Annotated in this window: 13 protein-coding genes; 4 read left to right on the top strand and 9 right to left on the bottom strand. The window is 47.8% G+C overall.

Annotated elements, in window-relative coordinates; genetic code table 11:
- Nucleotides 1-40 precede the first annotated feature (40 nt).
- The 3 genes from AAC052_RS02620 to AAC052_RS02610 all read right to left on the bottom strand — a co-directional run bounded on the left by AAC052_RS02620 (nucleotide 41) and on the right by AAC052_RS02610 (nucleotide 3,434).
- Complete coding sequence (locus tag AAC052_RS02620) at nucleotides 41-1,234, bottom strand: Gfo/Idh/MocA family oxidoreductase (protein WP_339787342.1); 1,194 nt, start codon at nucleotides 1,232-1,234, stop codon at nucleotides 41-43.
- Between the two features lie 102 nt (nucleotides 1,235-1,336).
- Complete coding sequence (locus tag AAC052_RS02615) at nucleotides 1,337-2,527, bottom strand: nucleoside permease (RefSeq protein ID WP_339810716.1); 1,191 nt, start codon at nucleotides 2,525-2,527, stop codon at nucleotides 1,337-1,339.
- A 49-nt stretch (nucleotides 2,528-2,576) separates the two neighbouring features.
- Nucleotides 2,577-3,434 (bottom strand): phytanoyl-CoA dioxygenase family protein, encoded by an 858-nt coding sequence (locus AAC052_RS02610; RefSeq protein WP_339810715.1) that lies wholly within the window; start codon nucleotides 3,432-3,434, stop codon nucleotides 2,577-2,579.
- 214 nt (nucleotides 3,435-3,648) lie between these two features.
- Here AAC052_RS02610 and AAC052_RS02605 point away from each other — a divergent pair, with 214 nt between their 5' ends.
- From AAC052_RS02605 to AAC052_RS02595, 3 genes are read left to right on the top strand one after another with little or no spacing between them, the layout of a single operon-like run.
- The gene (locus AAC052_RS02605; RefSeq protein ID WP_339810714.1) at nucleotides 3,649-4,962 is read left to right on the top strand and encodes a gluconate:H+ symporter; all 1,314 of its coding nucleotides are present in this window, start codon (nucleotides 3,649-3,651) and stop codon (nucleotides 4,960-4,962) included.
- A gap of 58 nt (nucleotides 4,963-5,020) precedes the next feature.
- Nucleotides 5,021-5,482, top strand: a complete 462-nt coding sequence (locus AAC052_RS02600; RefSeq protein WP_339810713.1) for a RidA family protein — start codon at nucleotides 5,021-5,023, stop codon at nucleotides 5,480-5,482.
- An 11-nt stretch (nucleotides 5,483-5,493) separates the two neighbouring features.
- On the top strand, nucleotides 5,494-6,606 hold the full coding sequence (locus AAC052_RS02595; RefSeq protein ID WP_339810712.1) for a D-TA family PLP-dependent enzyme: 1,113 nt from the start codon (nucleotides 5,494-5,496) through the stop codon (nucleotides 6,604-6,606).
- 40 nt (nucleotides 6,607-6,646) lie between these two features.
- Here the strand turns inward: AAC052_RS02595 and AAC052_RS02590 are convergent, their stop codons facing one another.
- The 5 genes from AAC052_RS02590 to AAC052_RS02570 all read right to left on the bottom strand — a co-directional run bounded on the left by AAC052_RS02590 (nucleotide 6,647) and on the right by AAC052_RS02570 (nucleotide 11,501).
- Nucleotides 6,647-7,852 (bottom strand): alpha/beta hydrolase-fold protein, encoded by a 1,206-nt coding sequence (locus AAC052_RS02590; RefSeq protein WP_339810710.1) that lies wholly within the window; start codon nucleotides 7,850-7,852, stop codon nucleotides 6,647-6,649.
- Nucleotides 7,853-7,897: 45 nt separating this feature from the next.
- The gene (locus AAC052_RS02585; RefSeq protein WP_339810709.1) at nucleotides 7,898-8,872 is read right to left on the bottom strand and encodes a glycosyl hydrolase; all 975 of its coding nucleotides are present in this window, start codon (nucleotides 8,870-8,872) and stop codon (nucleotides 7,898-7,900) included.
- A 148-nt stretch (nucleotides 8,873-9,020) separates the two neighbouring features.
- Complete coding sequence (locus tag AAC052_RS02580) at nucleotides 9,021-9,737, bottom strand: rhamnogalacturonan acetylesterase (protein WP_339810708.1); 717 nt, start codon at nucleotides 9,735-9,737, stop codon at nucleotides 9,021-9,023.
- Between the two features lie 81 nt (nucleotides 9,738-9,818).
- Nucleotides 9,819-10,124, bottom strand: coding sequence for a nucleotidyltransferase domain-containing protein (locus AAC052_RS02575; RefSeq protein ID WP_339810706.1), 306 nt, complete (start codon nucleotides 10,122-10,124; stop codon nucleotides 9,819-9,821).
- Nucleotides 10,125-10,271: 147 nt separating this feature from the next.
- Nucleotides 10,272-11,501 (bottom strand): DUF711 family protein, encoded by a 1,230-nt coding sequence (locus AAC052_RS02570; RefSeq protein WP_339810704.1) that lies wholly within the window; start codon nucleotides 11,499-11,501, stop codon nucleotides 10,272-10,274.
- A 142-nt stretch (nucleotides 11,502-11,643) separates the two neighbouring features.
- On the opposite strand from AAC052_RS02570, the gene AAC052_RS02565 reads away from it, so the two are divergent.
- A complete protein-coding gene (locus tag AAC052_RS02565; RefSeq protein WP_339810781.1) occupies nucleotides 11,644-12,327 on the top strand; it encodes an FAD-binding oxidoreductase in 684 nt (227 codons plus the stop codon).
- 46 nt (nucleotides 12,328-12,373) lie between these two features.
- Here AAC052_RS02565 and AAC052_RS02560 read toward each other — a convergent pair whose 3' ends face one another.
- Nucleotides 12,374-12,754: a nuclear transport factor 2 family protein gene (locus AAC052_RS02560; protein WP_317490096.1), complete on the bottom strand. Its 381-nt coding sequence runs from the start codon at nucleotides 12,752-12,754 to the stop codon at nucleotides 12,374-12,376.
- Nucleotides 12,755-12,768: the final 14 nt, after the last annotated feature.

Genomic DNA, 12,768 nt, shown 5'->3' with positions numbered 1-12,768 from the left:
ATCAGCTTTCAAATGTTCAAGCTCTCAGATACGTTACTCCTTACTTCTCCACCCTTTCTATAAATTTCCCGGTAGCTTTTTCTTTTAGGATCAATTTTTTGGCTCCATAATGAGTCATCTCCTCTTTCACCAGGTAGTGGTCAGCGTCATATTCTACCAGGTGGCCGTCTTTAGTTACACCTGTCTTGCCACGCCAAATGTCGAGCTGCACAGGTTCCCATTGCTTGGTTTTGGCAGACTTGTAGCAAGCGTCGAGGATACAGTTGACCACATAGCCATCGTAAAACGTTTCCTTGGCCTCCCTGCCTTCTTCTATGGCATCGAACATGTCCATGAACATGTGGTTGTAGCCTAACTCATTCATTTCATCACCTACGGGAAATAGCCAGCCGGTATTGCTTTCCGCTTTTTCGGCTACATAGTCAGCTCCCTTGCCAGTGGTGAACATTTCGAAGCCAGTGCGCAGGAAGCTGTTGATCCAAATCGTGCCTTCGGTACCCATCACTTCGTCTCTCAAGTCCATGCCGCCACGGAATGTCCAGCTGACCTCAAACTGGCCAATGGCTCCGTTTTCGTACTTCACCAGGGCTATGCCATGGTCTTCCGCATCAATAGGCTTTACTTGTGTGTCGGCCCAGCACATCACCTCCACAGGCCTGATGTCTTTGCCGATGTAGCTGCGGGCAATTTCCACACAATGACAGCCCAAATCCAGCATACAGCCGCCACCGGCCTGCTCCATGTCCCAAAACCAGTTGCTGTGCGGTCCCGGGTGGGTTTCTCTCGATTTGGCCCAAAGGATACGGCCCAGCGCACCATTCATTACACTTTCGTGGGCTTTGATGTGCTTGGGTGTGTACACGAGGTCTTCGAGGTAGCCGGCAAAAATACCCGCCTTCTCCACTGCTTCCAGCATGCGTTTGGCTTCGGCTGCGTTTCGTGCCAGGGGCTTCGTGCAGATAACTGCTTTTTTATGTTTGCAACAGAGTAACACGGCTTGCTCATGAAGGTTGTTTGGAAGCGCCACGCAGACCACATCCACTTCGGGGTGGGCAATGGCCTCTTCCATATCGGTAGTCCAGTGTTTTACGTTGTAGTCTTTGGCAAACTGGGTGGCGGTTTCCTCCCGGCGGGCATATATGCTTACCACTTTGTCTTTGTTGCGGTAGCCCTGAATGGAGTCAGTGTAGAAGCGGCCAATAAAGCCACCACCAAGCATAGCTAATTTTCTCATCGTCGAAGTAGGTTAAATGTTCATTTCAAGATTCGATGAGGGCCTGTCAGGGGACAGGCCCCGTTTTTTGGGCAGGTCTTCTACTTATAAGATATTTAATAATCAGGCTGCCACTTTTACCTCCTTCTTCTCTCTGAAGAAAAGGATAAAATAGACCATAACCCCAATGGCGATAAAGGCTGGCACCCACCAAATGCTTGTCCAGTCTTTCACACCGTCAGTGGTGTACATGTCTACTGCATAGCCTGAGAACCAGGTGCCTATCGTCATACCCACACCATATGTAGCGAATGTGAAAAGCCCCTGGGCTGCGTTCTTGATTTTTGCTCCAGCCTTCTTTTCGGTATACATGTAGCCCGTGACGAAGAAGAAGTCGTAGCAAATGCCGTGAAGGATAATCCCTGCATAGAGCATCCACATGCCAGTGTCCACATTTCCGTAGGCAAAACACACGTAGCGGAGAATCCAGGCAGCCATGCCGAGCAATAGCATTTTCTTCACACCGATATTGTTGAACAAGAAAGGTATGGCGAGAATAAATACAGCTTCAGACACTTGCCCCAAGGTCATTTTGGAAGCGGCGTTTTCCATCCCGACATCGTTAAGGAAGGGGTTGGCAAAGCCATAGTAGAATGAAAGAGGGATACATACCAAAATGGCAGCTATGAAAAAGATCAGGTAGGGTTTGTCCTTGAAGAGGACGAAAGCTTCGGTGCCTAGTGCTGCTGAGGCATCTTCACCACCCTTCGGAGGAGTGTTGGGTAGCATAAAACTAAATACGCCAAGTGCAGCAGAAACTACGGCCGCCATCACGAAGGTAGAAGGCGTTTTTTCAATCCCCAAAAAGCCAATCATCAAGCCAGCCACAATCCAGCCAAGGGTTCCGAACACTCTAATCCAGGGGAATTGCTTGCCCGGATCCGTCATTTGCCCGAAGGCAATACTGTTGGAGAGGGCGATGGTCGGCATATAAAGCAATGAGTAGGCCATGATGATCCAATAAAAAGAAGAGTTGTCAGCTACCTGCGTGGCCAGGAACAGCAATGCCGCTCCCAGCAGATGAAGCACTCCCATGATTTTTTGTGCGGCAAAAAACCTGTCGGCTACCATGCCCACAAAAAACGGTGAAATCATGGTGGCAATGGCCAGGGCACTATAGGCGGCTCCGATGTGGATGCCGGTTGACCCAAGGTGTTCTGACATATAAGTGCCCATGGTGACATACCAGGCGCCCCACACGAAGTATTCGAGGAGCATCATAATGGAAAGTGAAATACCGGTAGTTAGCTTCATTTGTAGCTGAGATGTTAGTTGTTAATAGTTAATGTTCTGATGTGTAGTTCTACTTTGTGACAACCTCTTTTTCCCAGCCTGTTTCTTTTAGTGCGGGGTCTTTTTCCTTTTTCAGGAAATCGGACTGGGAGGTAGCTCCGACGGCTGCGGCCTTCATCAGTGCATCATCGTCCACCATCGAAATTGGCTCACGCCATCCCAGAGAATCGTCGTTGTAAGCTGGGTTAGAAAGTGAGTTGTAGCAAGAAATAAGTGACCAGCGGGGCTTGTCGGATGTATTGGCTTCCGACCGGTGCAAAAGATTGGGATGGAAGAAAAGCGCATCACCTGGCTGTAGCTCTACATACATGTGCTCCAGTGTTGCCAAAGCGTGATCCACCATCACCATGTCGGCACCCACCTGTTCGCCGGTGAAGCCGTGGTTGACACGGCCCATTTTGTGTGACCCCCTGATGATCTGAAGACACCCATTGGCCTTGTTGGCCTCGGTAAGGGCGATCATTACGCTGGTGAGCTGCTCCGGATATAGAAACTGGTTTTTGTACCAATAGCCATAGTCCTGGTGCCACTCCCAGGCTCCGCCAACCTTAGGCTCTTTTTGCATGAGTTTGGAATGGAAATGGCAAACAGGGGATGGGCTATCAAGGAGCTTCTCAACGGATTTCACCATTCGCTCGCTTCGCACCAGCAAGCTGTAGATGTCGTCTCCGGGCTTGAACCAGAGAGTTAGCCTGGTTTTCTTGCCGGTTTGGTCATTCAAATCGACAGCATTCTCCTTCATCACCTGATCGCCAGTGGCTACCTTATAGAGCTTGTCAATTTCGGCCTTGCTGAAGAAATTTTTGATGATTATGAAGCCTTCTTGTTGATAGGAATGAACTTCTTTGTCTGACAAGACACGTGCCATGGGTGTAAGTTTTGGGTGTTCAGTAGTAGCTAATTTACAAACAAAATGATGGATTGGCGTGCCAGCCAGATAAATTCTGTTTCAATGGTTTTCTGCCAGCATAATGAGCTACAGGAAAACGCAACCGTACTGGGTTCGTTGGAAAATTTTTGTTGTCACCGCTGAGTAATTCTGCTATCTTCCAATTTCAATTATAACTCACCTACTTTTAACCATGTCGATATTCATCATCCTGCTTTGCATCCTCGTGCTTGTTCTGCTAATCACCTGGGGCAAGGTCAATCCATTTCTGGCCTTTCTTGTAGTTTCCATTGGTGCCGGGTTGGCATTGGGCATCCCCCTTGAAGATGTGGCGGGTTCTGTGCAAAAGGGTATCGGTGGTCTCCTGGGCGACCTTGTCATCGTAATTGGCCTCGGTGCCATGTTGGGTAAACTGGTGGCGGAAAGTGGTGCTGCCCAAAAAATCAGTCAGGTGCTGATGAACTCCTTTGGAGAGAAAAATATACAGTGGGCCTTGATGGCTACCGGCTTTGTGGTGGGCATTCCACTGTTTTATAATGTAGGGTTTGTGCTGCTGGTGCCTCTTATTTTTTCGGTGACTTACCAGTACAAGCTGCCTGCCGTGTATATCGGAATTCCCATGCTTGCAGCGTTATCTGTGACTCATGGGTTTTTGCCACCCCATCCATCACCCGCTGCGCTGGTTGGTCAGCTGAATGCCGACATGGGGCTGACACTTTTGTATGGCTTCATTGTGGCAGTGCCAACCATCATTGTTGCCGGACCAATATTTGCCCGTACGCTGAAGGGAATTGACTCCAAGCCGCTGGCTACTTTTCAGGCCAAGCCATTGCCTGACGATCAGCTTCCAAGTGGGTTCACCAGCTTTTTCTCTGCACTGCTGCCGGTAGTTTTGCTGGCAAGTGCGGCACTTTTGAATAGATTTGGCGACTTTTCTGGAGGAACAGCTAAGATGGTTTCTTTCTTTTCTGACGCCACCATTGTGATGATTATTTCGCTGGCCGTTGCCACCTATTCCATTGGACTTGCTTACAAAAAGAAGATGAGCGAGGTGATGGGCTACTACACAGAGGCCATTAAAGACGTTGCTCCCATTCTGTTGATTGTCGGAGGAGCCGGTGCTTTGAAACAAGTATTTAGCGATAGCGGAGTAAGTGTTGAGATAGGGGCTTTACTGCAAAACATGGACATTCATCCCCTGATCCTGGGCTGGATGATAGCCGCTTTTATAAGGGTTTGTATCGGGTCGGCTACGGTGGCTGGATTAACTTCTGCCGGTATTCTGGCTCCAATTATGCCGCAGCTCGGAGTGGACCCTAACCTCATGGTGCTGGCTGTCGGCGCTGGTAGCCTGATGTTTTCACACGTCAACGACTCTGGCTTCTGGATGTACAAAGAATATTTCAACGTGAGCATCAAAGACACCATTCTTTCATGGTCGCTGATGGAAACTGTTGTTTCTGTGGTGGGTATGGCTGTGGTGTTGCTGATCGACTTGTTTATATGATTCCGATTCAGCGTAGAACTGAGGATTTTGAAACTAACAATTGAAAATTGGATATCGAATGACTGCTGACGAAAGATTTGCCCAATTGGGCCTTGAATTGCCTCCGCCTCCGGCACCCAAAGGGGTGTACAAGCCCTTCCTTATTGATGGCAGGCACTTGTATGTATCTGGTCACGGGCCTGTAAAAACAGACGGCTCCCTGATCTTTGGCAAGGTAGGAGGTGAGTTGGATATTGAGCAGGGCAAGTTGGCTGCTCAGCAGGTGGGTTTGACGATCCTTTCGACCATCAAGACCAACCTTGGCAGTCTTGAGAAAGTAAAACGGGTGATTAAAGTGCTGGGTATGGTAAACGGAGTGCCCGCTTTTGACCGCCATCCTTATGTAATCAATGGTTGCAGTGAACTGTTTGCAAAGGTGTGGGGGGCGGAAAATGGTATTGGCGTGAGGAGCGCTGTGGGGATGGGTATGCTGCCCGAGAACATCCCCGTGGAAATTGAGGCACTTTTTGAATTGAAATAATTGAATAAGCTATGGGAAGTGAATGGTATACAATTGACAATATAGATGAGCTTGATTCACCAGCGATGGTAGTGTACCCGGAAAGAGTGCGTGACAACATCAAGGGGGTGAAGGGAATGATTGATGATGTGGACAGGCTCCGACCTCATGTAAAGACCAATAAGGCGAAGGAGGTGTGCAAAATGCTTATGGATGAAGGCATCAAGAAGTTCAAATGCGCCACCATAGCCGAGGCAGAAATGCTGGGGATGATCAGGGCGCAGGATGTGGTGCTGGCTTACCAGCCCACAGGACCTAAGCTGACACGGTTCCTGCAATTGATTAGAAAATATCCTACAACGACCTACTCCTGCCTTTACGATAACGCCCAATCGGCTCAGGACATATCTATTGCCTTTGCCGATCAGGGGCTTCGCATCAACGCCTATATGGACGTAAACAACGGCAACGACAGATCGGGTATTATACCAGGCCCGGAAGCCGTCGCCCTTTACGAGGGGGTAGCCACCATGAAGGGCATCGTTCCGGTGGGCTTGCATGTATATGACGGTCAGCATCGGCAGGTTGATATTGGGGAAAGGACCAAAGCTTGCAACGCAGCTTTTGAGGCGGTAGAGAAACTTAAGATTGATATTCAGCAGCTTGGTTTTCCTGAGCCTGTTGTTCTGGCAGGTGGCTCCCCAACATTTCCTGTTCATGCGCAGCGGAAGGATGTAATATGCTGCCCTGGTACTTTTGTTTATTGGGACAAGGGCTATAGCGATATTTGTGCAGAGCAGCCGTTTTTGCCTGCTGCGTTGGTCGTTTCCCGGGTCATTTCCTTGCCCACAAAAACCAGGATATGTACAGACCTTGGGCACAAATCCATTGCCTCAGAGAACGTTCTCACTAACCGGGTCCACTTTCTCAATGCCCCTGAGCTGAAGCCTGTTGGTCAAAGTGAGGAGCACCTTGTGCTGGAAGCAAGAGAAGGGCATGGTTACAGGGTAGGGGATGTATTGTACGGGCTGCCGTTTCACATCTGCCCCACCGTAGCGCTTTATGAAAGAGTTAATACAGTACAAAAAGGGCGAGTGAATGGCGAATGGAAGGTGATAGCCAGGGACAGGAAGATTGAGGTGTGAGTTATTTGTGAGCCTTCTCAACGGTATGCAGCGACCAGGCTTAATTCTTTAACTCCGCTAACCTCAGTTTTACTTCTTCGTTGGATGGGCTCAACTCAAGGACTCTTTTGTATTGGGTAATTGCCTTTTCTGTATCACCAGCCTGCCGGTATCCTTCAGCCAGGCTTAAATAAGGGATGTGTGAATTAGGATAACTCTCTGCGCTCAGTTCCAGTATTTTGATGGCATCAGCTATTCTTTCTTCCTCTTCCAATAAATACATGCCGACCTGATTCAATAATTTCCCTGGCGGAGAAAGCTGGCCTCCCATTCTCTCCGATAGGGCCTCGTAGTGTTGCCTGATCGACTCACCTGTCGAGGCTTTTATTTGATTAAGAGGATACTTGTAGCCTTCAAAAACGAACTGAATGCCATCATACAAAGTAATTAGCGGAATGGAATAGTGGTCTTCATGCTCGTAGAAGTGGGTTTGGTACCTAAGGTCAGCTATTTGTAATGTGTCCAGTGTTCTGGTAAAAGCCTGCACGGCTCTTCCCAGCCTTCCAGCTTCGATGCCCTCGTTGAAGGGATTGTTGGCCTGGCCAAAGTAGATGGAAGAGGTAAAGGTTTCTTTCTTGGCTAAAAGCTCCTGGGCCCTTTTTATCAACACCTGATCGTCCCACCACAGACTTGGGTCAATAGCGACAAACCCTTTAAATGAATCGCTCTCAAGGAAAGTATCGACAGCAAACAGGCCCGAATACGAATGTCCGACAAGTATCCGGCAGTTGGTTGTCCGGTAGGTGATGTCAACCGAAGGCAGGAATTCTTCTTCGATGAATCGCCGGAATTCGACTGCACCAGATGCGACTGCTTCGTTAGCGTAATTGGGTAGCATATCCCTACTTCGGTCGGTGTTTGGAATGCCGATCACGATCATCTCCGGAATTTGCTCTGTACCGCCTGAACTCATGGTTTGTACCATGCTGGCAGTTAATTGAAACAGCCGCTCTCCATCCAACACAATCATGACTGGGTAGCTATTATCTATGTAAAAATCGTCGCCCTGGTAGGAGACGGGCAGGCTGACCATATACTGTCTGGTTTCACCGAGGATCTTCGAATCAATTGAGTAAGCTCTCCCAATGACAATATCTGTTGCAGGTTGGCCATTTAAATTAAAGAGGCTGCACGAAAGGAAGAGAAGGGTCAGAGCTTTTCGCATCACAGAAACAGGATAGGTTCCTTTAGCTATACGTAAGCACATGCTGCAAGGGTTATGCTTGTGGCAAAGTGAAGCTGCAACTTCCAACTATTTTAATGTCACGATTTTCGGAGAGTTCATCAGTTCAGCTCCGTTCAAATTTCCAGTGACGTTGTAGAAGCCGGTGTCACTCCAAAAGACAAACCCAGCCAGCTCAGGGAAGGCGTTTTCCAATTTGTCGAGCACATCGAGGCATTCTCTCGGTGGATCTTTCTCGCCTCTGATGCCTAGTTCTGCCCACCAAATTACTTTATCGTGATTTTTTTTCTTTTCAACCGCCCAGTCGTACTCGGTAAACACTAAGCCGGTTCCGTAAGCTGATTTTCCAATGACATCTACATAGGCATCGCCAGGGTAGTAGTCAATCAGGGCACCTTGTCTCTGTGTGGTATGGTAAGCCCAAATGATGTTTTTCAGCTTCTTGGTTTTGGTGAAGTAGTCGTGAACCAGTTGGTAGAGCTTAATGGCCTGTTCAGCTCCTTCCTTGGCGTGCCACTTATTTTTATCGTCACTTTCTACGAAAGGCGTGTAGACAACCGGGATTTTGTGATCTTCCAGCCACTGGAGGTTGGCTGCCATGCGATCCATTTGTTTGTAAAAGTTTGTTTTAGTCGGATTGTCACTGTCAGCGAAAATAGGGTCGATGTCAAGTGGGTCGTTCCATTTGCCCCCGGCAGGATTGGCATACCAGCTATAAATGCCCAAAATCATTCCCTTGTCCCACATTTTCCTGGCTGCGTTGTTCCATTCTTCATCGGTAAATGGATTGTCGTCAAAGTCGTAGGTGATGCAGCCGTACCGTGGCATTTTTCCTGTGTGGTCGTACACCTTTTTTACCCAGTTGCTTTCATCGTCTATATCAGGATTTTCATTGTGTACCCATGTGCCGACTTGTCCGAACAGGTAGGTGCCGTTACCCAGTCCTTTCATGTATTTAAGTACTTTTTTTGTCGGTCTGGCATTGGCCTGAAAGGCAATGGCAAGAATAAAAAGTATGGAAACGGGCAGCTTTAATGACTTCATGGGGTCGGAATTTTAGCAATGGTTTTGCGTTGCTGACTTCATAGAAAACAAGATATAAAAATGCGCAAAGTTTGCCGAGCTTCTTTCCTCCAATGGAGTGCACGCATTTTGCAGCAACTCAATTTGTGTCTTTGGTGCTGGGTGGCTTCTACTTAAAGATGGAGGCAATCGGTAACCTCTGCGCTTTAGCTTCTTCCACAAACAGCCCTGCTACTATACCGGCTCCCGCCACATTCAGATGAGTGGAATCCTGTTTGGTCTGGGTGAAGAGAAAGATGTTTTTCGATTGTTCTGGCCCCATGTCTGACACCAGCTTGCGTGTCAACGCTGCCATATTCACGTAAGCTGTGTCGGTTTCCCTGGCGATTTGCGCTGCCCCTGTGATGTAGTCACCGTGCGTGTCTTTGAGGTTGCCCGCTGCATCGAAATGGCGCCTGACAATAGAGGAGCAAACGATGGGAATGGCCCCTTCCTTTCCGGCTTCATCAATGAATTTTTGGATGTTTTGTTTGAAGCTGCCAAACGGCTCAGTGTGTCGGGCTGTGTCCGTTTTCTCATCGTTGTGGCCAAATTGAATAATGACGTAATCTCCTTTTTGCAGGCTGTCGTACACCGCCTGCCAGCGGCCCTCATTGATGAAGCTTAGGCTGCTTCGGCCGTTGACGGCGTGGTTGTGGACTTTGGCTTTGTTAGTGACGTAGTCAGCCAGCCCTTCTCCCCAGCCAAGCTCAGGATAGGCTTTGGCGGATTTTGGTGCCATGGTAGAGTCGCCGATCAGCCAGATGTTTACTTTTTCGACCCTTTTCGATGAGAAAAGTGTGCAGCAGACAAACAAGACACTAACGATAATCTTAATCCTTGTCATTTATAGCAGTTTCAATTCGTAGCCCAGAAATTCATAAATCGAATCAATAGATGTCTTTATGTCGAGCAAATATTTTTTGCCTCAAGCTGCATAAAGCAATTGCTTGGTCTCTTTAACACTCTCAATAAAGAAAGGATTGGAGAGCGAGTTTTCAGTGATCAGGTCAACTTTATGATCAAAAAGTTTCTCCAACTGCCGGTGCAGGTCAAAATAGTTGTCAGTGTATTTTTCGAAAGAAATTTCTTTAAAGGAAATAAGGATATCGACGTCGCTTGATTCGTTGAACTTGCTGGTGCATGCCGAGCCAAAAACGTGCATAGTTTTGACGTCGTACTTTTCGCAAAGCGCTTGCAGTTCTCTTTTGTTATGTTCGGTAATCGTCAGCATAACTGATCATTAAACTATACAAAGATACAAAGTTGTAAACGTATCTGTAACCGTTTCGTCTTTTCATGTTGGCCTTTTACATCAGAAACGGGAAGGGTTGCAGTTCGGAGACGTTTGGCTAAATTGAAAATAATAGAAATAGGACAGCTACTCCACCCTCATCACCTTCGCCGCTGTTAAATAAGGATTATCAAAAGTCACTTTGTCCCCCACTTTTTTGCCGGGGATTAGGAACAGCCTGGCTGACAATGCCTTGTGGGTGTACTTGAGGGAAAGAGAAGCCACATCGGTAAAGATGCGTTCAACAGTAGCCTGTGAAGTGGCGCCTGCCAGTGGGATTACATCCAGTCCGGTGCCGGAAACGGAGGAGAATAACAAAAGCTCCTGCACGGTGTACCTGCCTTCATTGGCTCGCTGCGCCAATACTTTGTCTTCAATCACGGGCAGCATGAGGCCGGAGTAGCCGCAGGTTTTCAGGTCGAGGTTCTTGATTACATCGGTGATCAGGGAGCAGGCACTTAGCGTGGATGGCCCGCCGAAAGGCTGCTTGGTCAATGTCTCAATGGCGGTGCCGATGCTGGCGTCCAGTCCCGGGGCCGGAGAAGTGTCGATGCCGTCGTACTGCCAGCTGTAAGTGGCTGATATTTTTGTAGCTAGTGTCTGCACCGGCTGGAACTGCTTTTCCAGTTCGGCTTTTAAGTTTTCCCTGGCGTTGACCATGGTCGATTTCGAGAACACTTCTGTCAAAAGGTTTGGGTATTCAATGCCTACCGCAAAACTATTAACGCCCGAATGGAACGCTGCCGGAAAGAAGGGAATCCCAGCCGGACAATTGGCAGATGCCGTGAACCGGAAATTGCCTTCGCCGCCTTTTCCTACTTTGGCAACCGCTACCACTATTTCTGCTGCGGCTTTGATGGTATTGCGGTGGATGCCCAGGGCTGTGGAAGAAACGGGCAGACTGAAATTAATGAGTTCTGTTTGGCCAATCAGTTTGGCGGCCCAACCCGCAACCGTTGCATTGTATTCGTTAGGTGGTAGCACAGCGCCGATAGCAAAAGACACGTTATCTCTCCGGGCTATTTCGTCAAACTTCTTCAAATAGGGCAGAGCCTCGTCCAGCGTTTTGCCTCCCAGGTATTCGTACAGGTTTTGCGTGGAAATTCTGATCGTTTGCACCTCGTAACCAGCATCGGTATAATCGGTTCGGGCTTGCTTCAAAAACTGAACTGCTTTGAGCACTGAGGTGGTATCGGAAAGGTCGTTTACCGTAATGCCCGCAGTGATGGTTCTGATTTTGAAAAGGAGGGGAGGGTTTTGGCTGTGGGATATGAGAGCAAATAAAAGGAAGCCAACAGAAAGCAGTGTACGAAACATAGGATAGGTTTTGGTAAAGCTAAAGTTAATAAAGAAAAGGATAGCTCAAGCGAATTTTGGATGCTATGCGCACGCACGCTATTGGTGCTGCTTGAAACAATTTGACTGGGAGCCGTTGTTAACAGGTAGATAAAGAAAACTTATTGTCTGTACTATTCATTGTAAACCAGCAAACACATGCAGTATAAAAAAAAAAATTAAAGCCATCAACTGGCTAGCTCATAATGTCATACAACTCGAGGTACCGAAGCCAAAAGGATTTGAATATAATGTGGGTGACGCTGTTGAAATTAAAGTGAATGACCAGGAGCCTGGGCCTTTTACCATGACAAATTTACCTGGTGAAGGCAGGCTGGAGTTTGTGATTCGTGTTTATGCAGAGCACCACGGGAAAACGGAAGCCCTCAGTCGCCTCAAACCAGGTGATGAAATAAGCTTTACCGAGCCGTTTAATACTTTTCAACCTCAGAAAAGGGCCGTTTTTTTGGCTGGTGGCACAGGCATCACGCCTTTCATTGCTATCATGCGGTATATGCAAAAGCAGGATACGCTGGCTGATTGTTTCCTATTCTTTTCCAATAAAACCAGAAAAGACCTGTTTTTGGAAGAAGAACTGACTGACATGCTGGGTGACCACTTCCAAAATATCATTGCCAACGACAAGGATGACCCGGACTACTATGGAAACATCGATGAAGCGTGGCTCAAAGCCCATATCGACGACCTGTCGAGACCAGTGCTGGTGTGTGGCCCTCCGGCTTTCAATGAAGCCATGGAAAAAGCTCTGAAGAGTATTGGTGTGAGGGACATTGATTTGGGCAGTTAACTAAATGAGGTGATAGAGTCAAAGACTTTTGCTAGAGGTGGCATTGTCAATACATGGTGTTTGGGTTGGCCGACTTTTCCGGAATTTGCTGAATGGAGTCCCAGTGCTCAACAATCTTGCCTCTTTGATCGAACCTAAAAAAATCCATGGTAATGTATTGGTCATTGCCGGGCCAGGTTTGATATGTGTGGAGCGCCACCAGATTGTCTTCTGTGATAGCCCTCACAAACTCAATCGATTTCTCAGGGTACAACTCTTGCATTCGCTCAAAGTATTCGATGAACCCATCAAGTCCGTCCGCTACCGCTGGGTTGTGTTGAATGTACTCATCGCTCAAAAACAACTCTGTGGCTTTTCTGGGGTTGCCCTCATAAGCCATTTTATAGAAAGCTATGGCATTTTGTTTATTCTCTTGTAGGTGATTCATGGAAATGAATTTTC

This window comes from uncultured Imperialibacter sp. (assembly GCF_963974565.1).
Taxonomy (GTDB): Bacteria; Bacteroidota; Bacteroidia; order Cytophagales; family Cyclobacteriaceae; genus Imperialibacter; species Imperialibacter roseus.
Note: the sequence above shows the minus strand (reverse complement) of the source record. Positions and strands in the feature narration are given on the sequence as shown.